Origin of the sequence: Turicibacter sp. GALT-G1 (genome assembly GCF_025594995.1) — a bacterium.
GTDB classification, from domain to species: domain Bacteria; phylum Bacillota_I; class Bacilli_A; order MOL361; family Turicibacteraceae; genus Turicibacter; species Turicibacter bilis.
In genome coordinates this window covers 22718-38532 of the sequence record NZ_JAMQUS010000067.1, presented here as the reverse complement: position 1 = coordinate 38532, position 15815 = coordinate 22718, and the positions used below count along the sequence as shown (strand labels likewise).

Below are 15815 nucleotides of genomic sequence, written 5' to 3'. Positions count from 1 at the left end.
CCAGTTGACAAAGAGCCAAATATAAAACTCCGTTCTATAACCATTACTATAAAAAAATGACTAACCGAATGGTTAGTCATTTTCATTTGAAGTGTTATTATTCTATTGATTAGTCACCAATAATATCTAAAATGTAGTTTTTAAGAGTATTTGAGTTTCCACCGAAGATTGCTTGAACTCCACCTTTAACTTCCATAACTCCTGCCGCACCTAAAGCTTTTAAGCGATCTTTATCAACTTTAGAAGTATCTCCAACTTCAACACGTAAACGTGTAATACATGCATCTAAGTTCTCAATATTTTCTGCTCCACCTAATGCTTCTAATACTAATGGTGCTTTTTCTTTCCATTCATCAGTTCCAGCTGTAGCTGTTGTTGCTTCTGCAGATCCACCGTTACGTTCTTGGAAGTCTTTTTTAGAGAATAATTTTACTTCTTCGTTATCATCTTCACGACCTGGTGTTTTTAAGTTTAATTTTTTAATTAAGAAGCTAAATACAACGAAGTATAAAGCAAAGTAAACAACACCAACAACTAATACCCAGTACCAATGAGTCGCTACACCAGCTCCTGCAGGTAATAATCCGAATAAAACGAAGTCAATTAATCCACCAGAGAATGTCATCCCGATGAATACATCTAACATTGCCATTAACATGAATGATAATCCAGCAAATACAGCATGTACAACGAATAACACTGGTGCAACGAATAAGAATGTGAATTCTAATGGTTCAGTAATACCAGTTAAAATAGTTGTTAATGCAGCAGCTCCTAATAAACCACCCACAGCTTGACGTTTTTCAGGTTTAGCACATTTGTACATTGCTAAAGCCGCACCTGGTAAACCGAACATCATGAATGGGAATTTACCAGCTAAGAAACTTGTTGTTCCCATAACAATTTCATGCATTCTTTCTGAATCTAAACCTACTAAATCTCCCATTGAACCTAATTGAACGAAGTAAGCAGTGTTTGCTCCTTGAACAAGAACATCTTGTCCACCAATTAATAAGTTAGCCTCAACGAAAGATCCATACCAGAATGGTGTATAGAATACGTGGTGTAATCCGAATGGCACACATGAACGTTCAACTAATCCAAATAAGAATGAACCAAAAATTCCTGATGAATTAACAACATTTGCTAATGCTCCAATTCCATCTTGAACGAATGGCCAAACAAAGGCTAAAACCACACCAACTAATGCCATTACTAATGAAGTAATGATTGGTACGAAACGAGATCCTGCAAAGAATGATAATACAGGATGGAATTGAATGTTAAAGAATCTGTTATGTAACGCAGATGTTACCATCCCTGTAATAATTCCACCAAACACTGACATGTTTAATGTAAAGATTCCGACATTTGTTGTTACGTAAGTTCCATATTCTCCAACATTGTCAGCAGTTACGACACCTAATTTAGTCATTCCTAATGTTAATAATGTTGAAATAACTTGGTTCATTACTAAGAAACCAAATACAGCAGCTAACGCAGCAGTTGCTTTATCTTTTTTAGCTAAACCAGCTGCTACCCCAACAGCGAATAAAATTGGTAAGTTTCCGAAAACAATATTTCCAATATCATTCATAATTGTTAAAAGTGCTGTTAAGAAATCTGAGTTATTAATTGTATTTGCAATTGATTGATAAATAGCTGGTGCATCAGTCATTCCAGCGATACCTAAAAATGCTCCACCAATTCCTAATAAAATACCAGCGATTGGTAAGGCAGCGATTGGAAGCATTAAGGCTTTCCCTGTACGTTGTAAATACTTAAACATACTTAAATCCTCCTCCTAAGTAACCATAAAACCATTATTTAATTCGATATCAAATGTGAACTTTCATCATATTAGCCACATTGCTTACATGTATGATTATATTATATTTTTTCACAATTTAATATCCCTTTCATTAAATAAGTAACCGGTTACCTACGTTTTTTTTACAGTTTTATGGTTTTTTTAACATCATTAAACTGTTTTTTTTACATCAATTTTTCTACATTTTTGGTCATGTTAATATAACTTATTGAGCGTCTTTTTAACTACTTTTTATTCAAACGACCCGCTATGACCTAAAATTGATTTATGTCTAATAAATAACATTTAACATTAAAATTATTTGCTTTCTGTTCGAATATATACGTTATTGGCTCACTAAAAAAAGACTGCATTAAACGAATACAATCTTTTAAAATGATAAAAAATATGTATCATCCTTAATGATTAATTATATCCTTTGTGGAAACGAGTTAATTTTTAACATTTATTAGTAAAGAAATAAATAAAAGAAGCCGATATTTATTCGACTTCTTGAGTTTGATTTAACTGATACCATAAAATATCGGGATGGGTATATCGTGATTTATTTCCCATGTGGTGCCCATACTGAATCGCAGATTTAGGACAATAATGCAAACAGGCCAAACATTGAGTACACTCTCCCTCCCACATTGGCTTCCCTTCAACCGTAATACATCCCGTAGGACATATTTTTTCACAGACCTTACAAGAAATACAGTGGTCATTGGCAAAGAATGGCTTAACACTTCTGCCAAATGAATGAAAGAGGCGTCCTCCTACAGTCGTTAAAAGTTTAGGTAGTGACCCTTTAATAAGCTGTCTCTCAACTTTTAAATGAGCGATACTTTTATTTAAGTGAAGAATCTTCTCTTTAACTAAGTGAAGCTTTTCTCTCCTCTCTTCTTTAGAGTCCACTGTTCCTAAAATCAGATAATTATTAGGCATGACTAACGTATAAAAACTCTGTAATGCCCAACTTTTTTGTTCAAATAAACGTTGAATGACACGTTCAGTTTCTCCTATATTTTCACCACATGTGACAACGACACTTAAATAACTTGGCACACTTCCATTAAAAGAAAGTTTTTTTATAAAATCAACAACTAGTTGAGGCGGTGACCATGCATAAATAGGAAACACAAAAATAACTTTTTCTTCTGACTCCAATGAATAAGTCAATTGTTCTAATTTCATGGCTTGAGCAATCGAGACTAGTCGTTCGTTTTGATAACTTCCAATTTCATTCGCCACTGCTTGTGAGTTTCCAGTTCCACTAAAATAAAAAATCATACGATACCTTCCTTTTTCTTATTTATACGACATACTCTACAGTACTATACCTTAAAAATGCTGCAAATTACTGTATGAAACAACATTTCTTGCATAAAATATACAAAAAACAGGGAGTATTCTAATTAGGAGGTGATTTATATGTCAAAAACTGTATATGATTTAACTAATTATGAAGACTTAAAAGCTCAATATGAAGATTCACAACGACAGCTGAAACAAACAGAACAGCTTTTAATTCACTTAACTCAAATCAAAAAAGAAAATCGAATTCCCCATAAAGCCAATTATGTTGATCGAATGTTAAATGAACAATATGAAAAATATGAAATCGAATCACAAGTGATTCATGAACTCAAGCAACAACTAAATCTCTTAAAAGCATAAAACGTGACTCATTGAGTCACGTTTTATGCTTTTATTTTCTAATTAGAGCAATCGTTCCTACAATCAAAAGATTTAATAAACCAATGACTTGAAATGCTTGGGCTAACCCAACTCTTTCTCCTAACCATCCACAAAGCGGAAAAATTAAAATCATCATAAGGGAAAACATCATACTACTTACTGAAATAATCGTTGCTCGCTTTTCAGATGGCGTCTCTTCATTCATATAAACACTGCTAATCGGATATAAAATAGCACTTAAGAAATTAATTAAGCAAAAAACAAAAATGCCAACTTTAGCCTCAACATATCCAAATATACAAATCATCACACTCATACTAAGCGGTACAAATAACCAGGCCTTTCCCTGGCACCACCTTTCAACTTTTTCAGCTAGTAATGCACCAAGTGCACTCACTAATCCATTCACTAAAAAAATGAGGGAGATAGTCGATTTTGAATAAGAAAAGTCTGAAAAATAAGCTTGAGCATAAAAATAGATGACCGTTGTAAATGTCATCATTAACGGAAAATAAAGTAGCATAGCTAACAGACGACGATTTAATTTCATCATGATAAAGCATTGTTGAAAATGATCTTTCACAGATGAACGCTCTTGAGTTTCATGAATCATTGGTTCTTTAAATTGTAAAGCGACACTCAAGGACCCTATCGCCATTAAAATTGCAATCAGATAGCTTAACTCAAAACTAACTTCAGCTAAAAGACCTCCAATAAAAACAGCTAACGCTTGAGCCACTTCAATCAATACATTTAATCGACTATTAAATGGCAAATACTCTTCAGTTTGATTAATCGAAATAAAACTATCGTAAACGAGCGCCTCTTCAGAATCTGAATTTAAATTTCCGCTAAAAGCTGAGAAAATAAAGCCAATCGCAAATCTAACAAAAGACTGGAGACTAGTAAAACGATGGACGAGATCATAGCTGCTAAGCGTGAAAGAATAATCATTTTTTTACGCCCGAGCAAATCTGCCATCGCTCCAGTTGAAATTTCAAAAATTTAATTGCAACTATAATAAATGCTCTCTAATAACCCAATTTCAATGAGTGTCATCCCTTTATACGCCAAAAATAAGACCCAAATCGCTGCTGTTATATCAAATGATGATAAAAATCGGTAAATATAATCAATTCCTATATTACGTTTCATTTTCTTCACTCCTATGTCGTTAATTAACATGGAGCTACTTTATCGTAACCCCATTCTAAATGTGCATTAGAATGGGCGGTCCACTAGCAAAGCGTGCAGTTAATCTTCATTAGCTGCCTCTCCCCTCTTTTAATCTCAAATAATTTCACCCGATCTCTCTTCGGATAAAAATCTCACCCTTTATTTATTGAAAATTTCACCATTTTATCGCTATGACAGTCAAGCTAACGGGTAAAAATCCATGTTTTTTCGGTTGATAAATCTGGATTAAACGTATAGCCTCCTTCATTAAATGCTTTAACTTGTTCAACCTCATGAATTTGATGGTTTAAAATATAACGCGCCATTTGACCGCGTGCGCGTTTAGCATACATCCCCACTACTTTAAACGCCTCACCTTTTTGCTCTTTAAATTCAATCGTAATCACAGGATACGTTTTCTCAATTTGTTTTAAATTTAAAGCTTTACTGTACTCTTTTGATGCTAAGTTTAATAGGACTTGATCCCCTTTTGTTTCACTTAATTCATTTAAGAAATGAACCGTTAAATCTTCTTTCCAATACTGATATAAATCTTTCCCATGCTCTCCTGACCATGATAATCCCATTTCTAAGCGATAAGGATTCATCACATCAAATGGTTTTAATACTCCATAAAGTCCAGATAAAATTCGAAGCGACTCTTTTGAAAATTCAAGTGCTTCTTGATTTAAACTTAACGAATCTAACCCTTTATAAGCTTCTCCTTCAAAGGCATGAATGGCATACATGCCTTGTTGATTTTTTTCATAAAATTGAGCGAACCTTGTTACATTTACCTCTGCAAGCGCTTCAGACATTTTCATTAAAGTTGATAACTCACTCACCGAATAAGTTTGTAACTGATTAACCAATTGTTTTGTTTTATTTTTAAAAATTAATTCATTTGATAAATCTAATGGTTCTAATTCAATGGTTTTAAATGTTTTTGCTGGTGATAACATCATTAACATTTTTGACACATCCTTCAACATTTTTTCAATTCACGTATAAAATTTATTTATCTCGTTCACAATGATAGCGCAAAGTGCTTTAATATCTTATCATATTTCTTTACAACCCGACTATTATAGCGCATAATTATTTGTAAATCATTACATAATTTAACAAGAAAGAAGTGAGTTTTATGGAACCAGTTATTTTAACGGAAGGAATGGAAGCTCCTGACTTTACCTTAATGGGATCTGATCATCAACAACATTCATTACACGATTATCGTGGACGTAAAGTGATTTTATACTTCTATCCACGTGATAATACACCTGGTTGTACAAATCAAGCGAAAGCTTTCCGTGATGCTATCGAATCCTTTAATGAACAAAATGCGGTGATTTTAGGAATTAGTCGTGATAGTGTCGCTAGTCATGAAAAGTTTATCGCTAAACATGAGTTACCCTTCATTTTACTCTCTGATCATGAAGAAATCGTCTGCCATTTATATGATGTTTTAAAAGAAAAAAATATGTACGGTAAAAAAGCCATTGGTATTGAGCGTTCAACCTTCTTAATTGATGAAGCGGGAATTATCACAAAAATTTATCGTAAAGTAAAAGTGGCTGGTCACATTGAAGCAGTATTAGAAAGCTGCTCATTATAATAAAAAGCTCATAGACTAAACACCCTAATGTGTAAGTCTATGAGTTTTTTATTACGTATAAATTTTATCAATGACAATGACACAACGATAGCTTGGATGTGACATTTGAATACGCTGAGTGACTTCATCTTTGATACTCTGTTCCGTGATTTCTTTTGTTAACTTTGAACCATCAACAACTAAGTCAAAGATTAAATTTCTATTCGGTTCGTGCCCAATGATTCTAAAGTCATGCATCGACATAATCACATCATGCTCGTTAATGATGTTCTCTAATTCAGCTTTCATCACTCTAATCTCTTCTGTTTCAATACAAACAGGATCCATATGAATGACTAAATGTAAATTTAATTCCTCTGAGATTTGACGCTCGGCCTCATCGATCACATCATGAATCGTCATGATATCGATATCAGCTGGAATTTCAGCGTGGATTGAAGCAATGATACGTCCAACACCATAGTTATGAATCATTAAATCATGTGCCCCTGTGACATATTCAAACGATAACAAACGTTCATAAATTTGATTCACTAATTCTTCATCAGGTGCTTCGCCTAGTAAAGGACTAATCGTTTCTTTGACTAATGAATACCCCGCATACAAAATAAAGCATGCTACTAATACCCCAGCATATCCGTCAATGGGGAACGTTGTAAAACGTGCCACTAAAAATGAAAGTAACACCGTACTTGAGGTAAATACATCCCCTAACGCATCAACAGAAGCGGCCTTTAAGGCTGTTGAATGAATCGTTTCTCCCATTTGTTTGTTAAATCGGCTCAGCCACAGTTTGACTAACACAGAAACTGCTAATAAAATAAAAGAAATCCATTCAAACTTGATTTCACTTGGATTTAAAATACGATTAATCGACGATTGAATAAATTGTACGCCAACTAACATAACCATAAAAGCAACAATTAAAGCCGAAATATATTCAATACGCCCATGTCCATGTGGATGTTCCTTATCGGCTGGACGATTCGCTAACTTAACTCCGACCATCGTAATAACAGATGAGGCCATGTCAGAGAAATTATTAAAGGCATCTGCCATCACCGCAATACTTCCTGCTAACATTCCAACGATAAATTTAATGATGAATAATAAGACATTGGCCACTACTCCGACCATGCCCGCCACATAAATATATCGTTCTCGAACCGTTTCATCTTGGACTTGATCACTATTTTTAATTAAGTGTTTCGTTAACCATTTAGTAAGCATCAACAACGACTCCATTCTATCACTTTACATTATTATCGTTATAATATCTTATCTTATTCCATACATTTTGGCTAGTATTTCAGTTAAAATTTGTAAGCACCTTAATCTTTTTTCCTCATCAACCGTTCAATCTTCTTATCCGCGCGATGAGGCATATAACAGGATTTTAACTAGTCATCATTAAATTCTTATCCATTCTACTCAAATTATTGCAAATGACTATACTTTATCATGCAGCTGATTGAGCTTGTTTGAGGTTCTTGTATTACTTATTCATGTTTACTTATCACAATCATTTTAACAATTCCCGCTACTGAACGTGAAACGAATAGTAGGATAGTAAGACCAAATCAAATGATTTAAAAGTAGTAATCTTGAGCCTCCGATCATGAAAGATTTGTTTCATTCTTATCTTCATAATGAAGGAATTTGAGTTAAAACGACTAATGACAAGTAAATCTTAATATTAAATAGGAATGAAACGAACAATTTGATATTCTTTTCGGTATGAATGTGACGATTCTCTTTCCGACTAGTATGTATGGAGTAGAAATCTATTCGAATTTAGAAATGACGTTCCGTATTTATGCATCCACACTATAAGTTTTAAAGTTAAATCAAATCTCTAGGAAATATTTCACACGATCTGGATAGATTTTTATCGTTTTTAAAGAACGTTGCTCTTGTCTACTCCTTTTATATGACCTTAGATTTCTTAACATGTTTCCCTCATCTACTGAATAAAGTATACCAAGAAACTAATACGGATGGAGAGGAGGAAAGGAGACACCTAATCGTCTCCTCAATTCATGATTAATTTTCAAATTGATTATGCTGAAGGAGCTCATCCTACCATTATGAGCGCCTTAATGCAAACAAATATGCTACAAACACCAGGGTATGGGACAGACTATTATTGTCAACAAGCAAAAGAATACATTCAAACATATCTCAATCCAACAAAGTGCGATATTCACTTTTTGATGGGTGGCACTCAAACCAATTTAACCTTTATTTCACACGTCCTAAGACCTTATGAAGCAGTTCTCTCTCCTTCAACCGGTCATATTGCCTTTAATGAAACAGGTTCAATTGAAGCCACGGGACACAAAGTCATCGAAATACCAAGTATTGATGGAAAAGTCACGCTTGAAGCATTACAAAAAATCGTTGCCGCTCATAACACGGTACACATGTTAAAACCTAAACTTCTTTATTTATCTAATCCAACTGAACTTGGAACCCTTTATTCTAAGCAAGAGTTAGAGAGGCTCTCTCATTTTTGTCAAGATCATCAACTTTATCTCTACTTAGATGGAGCTCGGCTAGGATCCGCTTTAACCGCTCCCTCTAATACGCTACAATTATCAGACTACGCTCATCTAACTGATGCCTTTTATATTGGTGGAACAAAAAATGGCGCTTTATTTGGCGAAGCACTCGTCATTTCAAATCCACTGCTTCAAGACTGCTTTCGATTTAGTATGAAGCAAAAAGGAGCACTTTTAGCCAAAGGACGTCTTCTTGGCATTCAATTTGCAGAACTTTTTCAAAATCAGCTTTATTTTAAAATTGGGCAAGAAGCAAATAGCATGGCACAATTATTAAAAGAAGGTTTAAGCACACTTAATTTTCCATTTCTCGTCGATAGTGATACTAATCAACTCTTTCCGATTTTTCCAAATTCTTTAATTGACTATCTTCATCAACGATTTACGTTTTTAGTCTGGGATACCTATGACGAGTCTCACTCGATCATTCGACTCATTACGTCATTCTCTACGACTCGTCAAGATATTTATGAGTTTCTAAGTTCAATTATTCAATTTCAAGAAAAGGATGCCCTTCAACGATGAAGAGCATCCTTTTTAATCATGTCCAAGGCAACCTATCCGATATAAAAACCAAACGACAAATAAAATAATGACTAAAACTCCTGCAAAAGTACTCCCCTTATACCAACTACCATTTGCATTCGTCGTTTGCTCATTCTGGTTACTTAATTGATTATTCAATTGAGACGTCTCAGATAAAGACTCATCCTCATCAACAAGATCTTCTTCAATACTTGGCGTATTTATTAACATTCAATTCTGCAACAGATGATACTGCTGCCTCCCTCCTTTCAATCATCTAGCTCATCATTGACGAATATATTTGTTTGAGTCTCTATAGTATATTCGCATCCTTTCTTTCAGGTGGCAGATTATCTATTCTTTTTAATAAGAATCAATGAGCTCAAAAGAAAAAGACACCTTGGTGTCTTTTACCTTTATTTTCTAGCGCAATTACTCGCTTCTCCACGTAAAATTTCTAATCCATGGCGAAGTGAAGGAATAATATACTCTAAATTTTCTCGAACTGCTTTCGGGCTTCCTGGCAGATTAATAATTAATGAGTTTTGACGAATACCCGATACTCCACGTGACAGCATGGCACGTGGGGTAATTTGTAAGCTATGATAACGCATCGCTTCACTAATTCCTTGAACTTCTTTTTCAATAATTGCTTTTGTCGCTTCAGGTGTATTATCTCGTTTAGATAATCCTGTTCCACCTGTCGTTAAAACTAAACTAATATTTTGATCACAAACACGAATTAAGCTATTTTTAATTCCTTCAAAGTCGTCACTAATTAATTCATAGTGAACCACTGCATAATCATTGGCTTCTAAAATTTCTTTAATGACTGCTCCACTTTCATCTGCTTTTTCAGTTGACTGTGAACGTGAATCAGACATGGTAATAATAGCTGCTTGAATTCTATTCATATCCATATGATTTTAAAACCTCTTGACCGGCATCTGATAAAATATAGTCATATAATTGCTCGGCTTCTTTCTTCACTTCATTTTGTTTAATGATTCCCATGTAGTATTCGCTAATCACATCATACTCATTCGGAAGATAAACGACAGTTACTTGATCGTTAACGTCTGGTGTTAAATCAGTTTGATAAACAAAAGCCGCATCGCCTTCATTTAAGGTGATTTTCATCAACACTTGGCGAACATTTTCTTCACGCGACACAATATTGTGATCGACTCCTGCTTTAAATCCTGGTTCATTCTCATCAATTGAATCAATAATCGATGCCGCATATTGACCAATTGGGACCGATTCATTAGCAAGTACCACTTGAAGATTTGGTTTAGCTAAATCATAAACACTTTGAACTTGATCATTATTTGTCACAATAACGACACGATTCGTTGCAAATAATGAACCCACTTCAATTTTTCCTAACTGCACAAGTTCATCATATTGTTTAAAATTCGCTGATAAAAATAAATCCACATCAAATCCTTCAACGATTTGTGTTTTTAGAACATTCGATCCGCCAAAATTCAATTGAACCTTCACATTAGGATAGAGTTCCATGAAATCAGCTGCAATTTCTTGCATTGCTTCTTGTAATGAAGAAGCCGCTGAGACAGTGAGTTCAACGGTTGGTTCTTGCTTTTGACTACATCCGACTAATAAACAACCGATTAATAAGCTTAACCACCATTTTTTCATTGTTAAAATCTCTCGCTTTCTACTCGACTGGTAACTCATACGTCATCTCATCGCCTACTCGGATAACGCCACCTTTTAATACACGAGTGAACACTCCATTTTTAGGCATGATACATTCTCCCATTTTATAATAAATTAAACAATGATGATGACATTCTTTACCGATTTGAGTTAACTCTAACTCTACATCATTACATTTAAAAATAGTTCCAATTGGAAGTGACGTAAAATCAATGCCTTCGACAACTAAATTTTCACCAAACGCTCCATCCTTAACTTCGGCCCCGCGTGAATTGAAATCAGCAATTTTTTCATAAGCTAATAACGAAACTTGTCGATGCCATTTTCCTGCATGCGCATCATTTTCAATTCCAAAATTCTCAATAAATGTTGCTTCTTCAATAAATGATTTTTGTGTTCCTTTTTTTTCACTAATACAAATTGCATGTACTTTTCCCATGTTATCCTCCTATTTGAACCATCATTCGTTGGTCAACTTCTTCTTCATTTAATACTTCATTAAACTGGTGTTGCTTTGGTTTCTTTTGTAAACTTTCTAAAATTGCTTCCTTTAAATTGCCTGTGGCAATATGAGCTTTTAAATCGATTCCTTTTTTAAAGTGAAGGCACGTTTTTAAATATCCTTCACTCGTTACGCGAACTCGATTACATGTTGAACAGAAACGATGACTCATCGCTGAAATAAAGCCAACTTTTCCTAAAAATCCTTCAATCTCATAGTAATGAGCTGGCCCATTTCCTAGTTTCCCTTCAAATGGTTTAACGCCTTCATAATGCTTACTTAATAAATCAAGGACCTCATCTTCGGAAATCGGTGTTAAATTCTTTGCATAACCGATCGGCATTAATTCAATAAAACGAACATGTACACGAGTTTGATGAGCTAGTTCGACTAAATCTAAAATCTCATCCCCATTAATCTCCTTAATCAGGACACAGTTTAATTTAACTTTAGGAATAGAACTCTTAATCGCACACTGAATTCCTCGCATGACGATATCAAATTGATTTCGACGCGTCATGAGTGCATACTGAGCAGGTTTTAATGTATCTAAACTAATATTGATACTATCAAGCCCAGCTTGCTCTAAATCATCGATCATTTTTTCGAGTAAGACACCATTTGTTGTAATACTTACTTCCTGTATTCCAGCCATTTTCTTAATGCTTGCAATCAGTTCAATAATATCTTTACGAACAAGCGGTTCTCCACCTGTAATCTTAACTTTAGTCACGCCTAATTCTTCAAACGCTTTAACAATCTTTAAAATCTCTTCGGTGCTCAGTAACTTCTCATGATGCATAAAGTCGACTTCTTCACCTGGCATACAATACGTACATCTTAAATTACAACGATCCGTAATTGAGATGCGGACATAATCAATTTTTCGTTGATATTGATCTCGCATTTTTTCCACCTAGAACCTTTCTATCAATCACATCCATGATTTGATCGATATCATCTAATGAGACGACATCAACACTTTCATGCGTTAAATTTGTGTTGGTTGCAATAGCTAGTAATGTGTTGGGATCACAGACAATCTCATTCGATCGTCCTTCTCTAACGACCTCTATTTTAGGATAAGACGAATGTTTCATTCCCTCCATAATGATGACATCTAAATCAGACAAGTAGGAGATTAATAACTCTAAATCAATCACAGACCAATCTTTCATGACAGCATATTTGGTTTTTGAATAAATAATCGTTCCCGTACTCCCTGCCAATCGATGTTTATGCGTATCAGTATTTTCAACATCGATTTCAAATTCATGACCATCGTGTTTAATGACACCAACACGATAATTTCTATCTGTTAATTGTTTAATAATTTTCGTAATCAACGTGGTTTTCCCACTATTTTTAATCCCACTGACACAAAAGATGGCCGGTTCTTTTAATAAATCAAACTCCTCTTTTGTATTAACGTTCATGACGACAGATTCATCAAAACAACTGTATTCAAGAGAAATCACTTTAGTTTTCGCTCGATTAAGCAATTGCATTAATCGATGTTCCTTCTTCTCTATCATTTCTTCAATCATCGGCAGTAATGACTTTTTATAAATGGCACATAATGGATGTCGTTTGCCTCCCGCTTCAATCACATAACAATCATAATCAGAACTAATAAATTGTTGCATATATAAAATTAATTCGGTTGTTAGCTTTGGCATATCTGTTGCACAAACAAATAAATACTCCTGTTGGCAGACTTTCAGACACTCATATAAGCCAGAAAGTGGCCCAATATTTTCATAAACATCTTGAATCAGTGGATAGCCTAGTTTTTCATATGGTTCACGTTCTCGAACAGAAATAAGTAATTCATCAAAAGGTTTTAATTGAGTTATCATTCGTTCGATAAACGTTTGATTTTGATACATTAAAAATGATTTATTTTCACCATTCATCCGACGGCTTTGCCCACCGACTAGAATAGCTGTACTTAAGTTAATCACAATGACCCTCCAAAAAAATAAATTGATGAATCTTAACGTTAAGCTGTTGATGAAGATGAAGTTGATGCTTTGCTGCTTCAAGCGGTGAGAGTTTCATCAATAAAGGATGATGAAGTCCATTAAGTCTTAAATAAATGGTCACGGATGTCAAATCATCGATCACTTTTTCTACGTGTGCAGGTAACCCCTCCTCATGAATACTGACATGAGTCGCTTTAATCCCAATAGACTTCACTTGAACATTTGAAACATCAACTTCAAATAATCGTTCATCAATCTTCAACTGCCCATCTTCACTAGACGCTTTGAAAATATTTTCAATTCCAATAAAGCGGGCAGTTTTAATGTTAATCGGGAAATGAAACATCTGTTTCTTCGTCCCTTGTTCAATTAGTTTTCCATTCTCAATAAATAACACGTGATCACTTAATTGATAAGCTTCATGTAAATCATGAGTCACAAATAAGATCGGAATATTTAATTCTTTTTTTAATGTCTGTAAATAATCTCTTAGTTTTAATCTCAAATTTGGATCGAGCGCGCTAAATCCTTCATCAATGAGTAACAACTCTGGTTCACTCATCAATGTTCGAACGATTGAAACACGTTGAGCTTCTCCACCGGAAAGTTCACGAACTCGCTTATTAAGATGTGGACGTAACTCAAAGATATCGAGATAGTCTTCAAGTTTTTTCTCATCGAGGGGCACTCGACTATACGTCAGATTTTCCCAAACACTTAAATGGGAAAACAGCTGAGCCTTTTGTTGAATATACCCAAACTTTCGCTCATGAACCGGGATAAACGTCCCTGTCTGAATATCCTGATACGTCACCGTATCACTTTTTATTTGAACATTTTTTCCATGAATAACACCTGTGATTAAATTTAAAAGACTAGATTTTCCTGATCCGCTTTTTCCAATAAGTGTTGTAATTTCTCCCGCTTTTAATTCAAATTCCGCCTCTATTGTTAAAGTGTCATGAATCAAATGATTAATAGAAATATGAAACATTAAGTATCACGCTCCTCACTTAAAAGATGCGTGCTCACTAAAACGAGTAAGGCAAGGATAAACATGAAAAATGAAATGAATAATGCATTATTCATATTTGATTCCATCGCTGAATAAATGGCAAGTGGTAAAGTTTGCGTCACTCCTTTTAAATTTCCAGCAAACATAATCGTTGCTCCAAACTCAGATAGACCTCGTGTCCAAGACATCAATAACGAAACAATGAGTCCTTTTTTAGCAAGAGGAAATGTGATGCGTTTAAACACTTGAAGCGGGGAATCTCCAAGAATGCGTGCGGTCGTTTCTAACTGCTCATCCACCTCCGAAAAGGCGACACTAACCCCTTTAATAAAAACAGGTAATGATACAAAGATAAATGTCAAAATAACAGCGAATGAAGAGAAACTTGTTTTGATCCCCATCGCTAACAGATAGCGTCCGATAAACCCATGACTTCCATAGGTCAAAAGCAGTAATAATCCGATGACGGCGGGAGGTAAAACCATCGGCAGATTAAACAAAGTATCAAAAAAAATTTTATATTTAAAGGAATGTCTAGCGATATAATAACCCGTTGGAAGTCCAAGAAGGATGACAATGAGCATCGCAATCAGACTACATTTCATGCTCACCCATAGACTCGAACTAATCACATGCCAATCCAACGCATTAAATTCAATAAGACGTCCTCTTGTAATAAATGCTAAAAACGGTAGAACTGTAAAAGTCAACGTGAAAACATAGTTAAGGCGTAACCATTTATGATCTTTCTTCATTGACGAAGACACCACTTTTACCACCTGATTTATAACATAAACGAATATCTGTTAACTCCATTTTTTTATCAATGGCTTTACACATATCATAAATCGTTAATAAAGCGATATTAACCCCGGTTAAAGCTTCCATCTCAACGCCTGTTTTTTGATCCACTTTCACCGTACAGCTCGCTTCAATATAACTTTCTGCTTCATTAATTTCAAAATCAATGGCACATTTACTAATAAATAATGGATGACATAAAGGAATGAGTTCAGATGTTTTCTTAACAGCCATGATCCCAGCAATTCGAGCAATTCCAAGAACGTCTCCTTTTTCAATCTCATTATTTTTAATGCGATCGATAATCTCCTGACTCACAACAATTTTTCCTTTCGCAACGGCTTCTCGTTGTGTCGCCACTTTATCTGTGACATCGACCATAATGGCATGCCCTTCTTCGTTAAAATGTGTTAATTTATCGCTCATCCTATGACCTCCATT

Annotated in this window: 18 protein-coding genes; 3 read left to right on the top strand and 15 right to left on the bottom strand. The window is 34.7% G+C overall.

All coding sequences use genetic code 11. From position 1 onward, the window contains the following. Positions 1 to 109 precede the first annotated feature (109 nt). Together NEH74_RS11575 and NEH74_RS11570 are read right to left on the bottom strand one after the other, a co-directional pair. Positions 110 to 1789, bottom strand: coding sequence for a PTS transporter subunit EIIC (locus tag NEH74_RS11575; RefSeq protein ID WP_055305597.1), 1680 nt, complete (start codon positions 1787 to 1789; stop codon positions 110 to 112). Between the two features lie 522 nt (positions 1790 to 2311). After that, the gene (locus NEH74_RS11570) at positions 2312 to 3103 is read right to left on the bottom strand and encodes an EFR1 family ferrodoxin (protein WP_055275325.1); all 792 of its coding nucleotides are present in this window, start codon (positions 3101 to 3103) and stop codon (positions 2312 to 2314) included. Positions 3104 to 3244: 141 nt separating this feature from the next. Between NEH74_RS11570 and NEH74_RS11565 the strand changes: the two genes are divergently transcribed. Beyond that, positions 3245 to 3490 carry a hypothetical protein gene (locus NEH74_RS11565; protein ID WP_055275323.1) on the top strand — a complete coding sequence of 82 codons (246 nt, stop codon included), beginning with the start codon at positions 3245 to 3247 and terminating at the stop codon, positions 3488 to 3490. 31 nt (positions 3491 to 3521) lie between these two features. On the opposite strand, the gene NEH74_RS11560 is transcribed toward NEH74_RS11565, so the two are convergent. The 3 genes from NEH74_RS11560 to yaaA form a co-directional block, all read right to left on the bottom strand. Beyond that, positions 3522 to 4286, bottom strand: a complete 765-nt coding sequence (locus tag NEH74_RS11560; protein ID WP_172676276.1) for an MFS transporter — start codon at positions 4284 to 4286, stop codon at positions 3522 to 3524. A 230-nt stretch (positions 4287 to 4516) separates the two neighbouring features. Further along, on the bottom strand, positions 4517 to 4666 hold the full coding sequence (locus NEH74_RS11555) for a hypothetical protein (RefSeq protein WP_156344114.1): 150 nt from the start codon (positions 4664 to 4666) through the stop codon (positions 4517 to 4519). Between the two features lie 224 nt (positions 4667 to 4890). Next, a complete protein-coding gene (gene yaaA, locus NEH74_RS11550) occupies positions 4891 to 5658 on the bottom strand; it encodes a peroxide stress protein YaaA (RefSeq protein ID WP_055242145.1) in 768 nt (255 codons plus the stop codon). Between the two features lie 173 nt (positions 5659 to 5831). Between yaaA and bcp the strand changes: the two genes are divergently transcribed. Further along, on the top strand, positions 5832 to 6302 hold the full coding sequence (bcp, locus tag NEH74_RS11545; protein WP_055242143.1) for a thioredoxin-dependent thiol peroxidase: 471 nt from the start codon (positions 5832 to 5834) through the stop codon (positions 6300 to 6302). Positions 6303 to 6353: 51 nt separating this feature from the next. On the opposite strand, the gene NEH74_RS11540 is transcribed toward bcp, so the two are convergent. Next, complete coding sequence (locus tag NEH74_RS11540) at positions 6354 to 7532, bottom strand: cation diffusion facilitator family transporter (protein ID WP_055242141.1); 1179 nt, start codon at positions 7530 to 7532, stop codon at positions 6354 to 6356. A gap of 869 nt (positions 7533 to 8401) precedes the next feature. On the opposite strand from NEH74_RS11540, the gene NEH74_RS11535 reads away from it, so the two are divergent. Continuing rightward, positions 8402 to 9388: a threonine aldolase family protein gene (locus tag NEH74_RS11535; RefSeq protein ID WP_237252356.1), complete on the top strand. Its 987-nt coding sequence runs from the start codon at positions 8402 to 8404 to the stop codon at positions 9386 to 9388. A 12-nt stretch (positions 9389 to 9400) separates the two neighbouring features. On the opposite strand, the gene NEH74_RS11530 is transcribed toward NEH74_RS11535, so the two are convergent. The 9 genes from NEH74_RS11530 to moaC all read right to left on the bottom strand — a co-directional run bounded on the left by NEH74_RS11530 (position 9401) and on the right by moaC (position 15800). Further along, complete coding sequence (locus NEH74_RS11530) at positions 9401 to 9619, bottom strand: hypothetical protein (protein ID WP_055242137.1); 219 nt, start codon at positions 9617 to 9619, stop codon at positions 9401 to 9403. Between the two features lie 185 nt (positions 9620 to 9804). Then, on the bottom strand, positions 9805 to 10308 hold the full coding sequence (locus NEH74_RS11525; RefSeq protein ID WP_238581294.1) for a molybdenum cofactor biosynthesis protein B: 504 nt from the start codon (positions 10306 to 10308) through the stop codon (positions 9805 to 9807). Continuing rightward, a complete protein-coding gene (gene modA / locus NEH74_RS11520) occupies positions 10295 to 11089 on the bottom strand; it encodes a molybdate ABC transporter substrate-binding protein (protein ID WP_082427828.1) in 795 nt (264 codons plus the stop codon). Before modA ends, NEH74_RS11525 begins: the two co-directional genes overlap by 14 nt. Beyond that, the gene (locus NEH74_RS11515) at positions 11070 to 11510 is read right to left on the bottom strand and encodes an MOSC domain-containing protein (RefSeq protein WP_055305599.1); all 441 of its coding nucleotides are present in this window, start codon (positions 11508 to 11510) and stop codon (positions 11070 to 11072) included. Before NEH74_RS11515 ends, modA begins: the two co-directional genes overlap by 20 nt. A 1-nt stretch (position 11511) precedes the next feature. Further along, positions 11512 to 12480: a GTP 3',8-cyclase MoaA gene (gene moaA, locus NEH74_RS11510; protein WP_055305600.1), complete on the bottom strand. Its 969-nt coding sequence runs from the start codon at positions 12478 to 12480 to the stop codon at positions 11512 to 11514. Further along, complete coding sequence (mobB, locus tag NEH74_RS11505; protein ID WP_055305601.1) at positions 12452 to 13537, bottom strand: molybdopterin-guanine dinucleotide biosynthesis protein B; 1086 nt, start codon at positions 13535 to 13537, stop codon at positions 12452 to 12454. The genes moaA and mobB overlap by 29 nt, the downstream gene beginning before the upstream one ends. Further along, on the bottom strand, positions 13530 to 14552 hold the full coding sequence (locus NEH74_RS11500; RefSeq protein WP_055305602.1) for an ABC transporter ATP-binding protein: 1023 nt from the start codon (positions 14550 to 14552) through the stop codon (positions 13530 to 13532). Before NEH74_RS11500 ends, mobB begins: the two co-directional genes overlap by 8 nt. Next, positions 14552 to 15328, bottom strand: a complete 777-nt coding sequence (gene modB, locus NEH74_RS11495) for a molybdate ABC transporter permease subunit (protein ID WP_055305603.1) — start codon at positions 15326 to 15328, stop codon at positions 14552 to 14554. The genes NEH74_RS11500 and modB overlap by 1 nt, the downstream gene beginning before the upstream one ends. Next, positions 15312 to 15800, bottom strand: coding sequence for a cyclic pyranopterin monophosphate synthase MoaC (moaC, locus tag NEH74_RS11490; RefSeq protein ID WP_055305604.1), 489 nt, complete (start codon positions 15798 to 15800; stop codon positions 15312 to 15314). Before moaC ends, modB begins: the two co-directional genes overlap by 17 nt. Between the last annotated feature and the right edge of the window lie 15 nt (positions 15801 to 15815).

What these genes read in the sequence shown, in the direction of transcription:
- NEH74_RS11575 (WP_055305597.1), bottom strand. Translation starts at nt 1,789, where the DNA reads ATGTTTAAGTATTTACAACGTACAGGGAAAGCCTTAATGCTTCCAATC.
- yaaA (WP_055242145.1), bottom strand. Translation starts at nt 5,658, where the DNA reads ATGTTAATGATGTTATCACCAGCAAAAACATTTAAAACCATTGAATTA.
- NEH74_RS11570 (WP_055275325.1), bottom strand. Translation starts at nt 3,103, where the DNA reads ATGATTTTTTATTTTAGTGGAACTGGAAACTCACAAGCAGTGGCGAAT.
- NEH74_RS11555 (WP_156344114.1), bottom strand. Translation starts at nt 4,666, where the DNA reads ATGAAACGTAATATAGGAATTGATTATATTTACCGATTTTTATCATCA.
- bcp (WP_055242143.1), top strand. Translation starts at nt 5,832, where the DNA reads ATGGAACCAGTTATTTTAACGGAAGGAATGGAAGCTCCTGACTTTACC.
- NEH74_RS11565 (WP_055275323.1), top strand. Translation starts at nt 3,245, where the DNA reads ATGTCAAAAACTGTATATGATTTAACTAATTATGAAGACTTAAAAGCT.
- moaA (WP_055305600.1), bottom strand. Translation starts at nt 12,480, where the DNA reads ATGCGAGATCAATATCAACGAAAAATTGATTATGTCCGCATCTCAATT.
- NEH74_RS11525 (WP_238581294.1), bottom strand. Translation starts at nt 10,308, where the DNA reads ATGGATATGAATAGAATTCAAGCAGCTATTATTACCATGTCTGATTCA.
- modA (WP_082427828.1), bottom strand. Translation starts at nt 11,089, where the DNA reads ATGAGTTACCAGTCGAGTAGAAAGCGAGAGATTTTAACAATGAAAAAA.
- NEH74_RS11500 (WP_055305602.1), bottom strand. Translation starts at nt 14,552, where the DNA reads ATGTTTCATATTTCTATTAATCATTTGATTCATGACACTTTAACAATA.
- modB (WP_055305603.1), bottom strand. Translation starts at nt 15,328, where the DNA reads ATGAAGAAAGATCATAAATGGTTACGCCTTAACTATGTTTTCACGTTG.
- moaC (WP_055305604.1), bottom strand. Translation starts at nt 15,800, where the DNA reads ATGAGCGATAAATTAACACATTTTAACGAAGAAGGGCATGCCATTATG.
- NEH74_RS11540 (WP_055242141.1), bottom strand. Translation starts at nt 7,532, where the DNA reads ATGCTTACTAAATGGTTAACGAAACACTTAATTAAAAATAGTGATCAA.
- NEH74_RS11515 (WP_055305599.1), bottom strand. Translation starts at nt 11,510, where the DNA reads ATGGGAAAAGTACATGCAATTTGTATTAGTGAAAAAAAAGGAACACAA.
- NEH74_RS11535 (WP_237252356.1), top strand. Translation starts at nt 8,402, where the DNA reads ATGCAAACAAATATGCTACAAACACCAGGGTATGGGACAGACTATTAT.
- NEH74_RS11530 (WP_055242137.1), bottom strand. Translation starts at nt 9,619, where the DNA reads ATGTTAATAAATACGCCAAGTATTGAAGAAGATCTTGTTGATGAGGAT.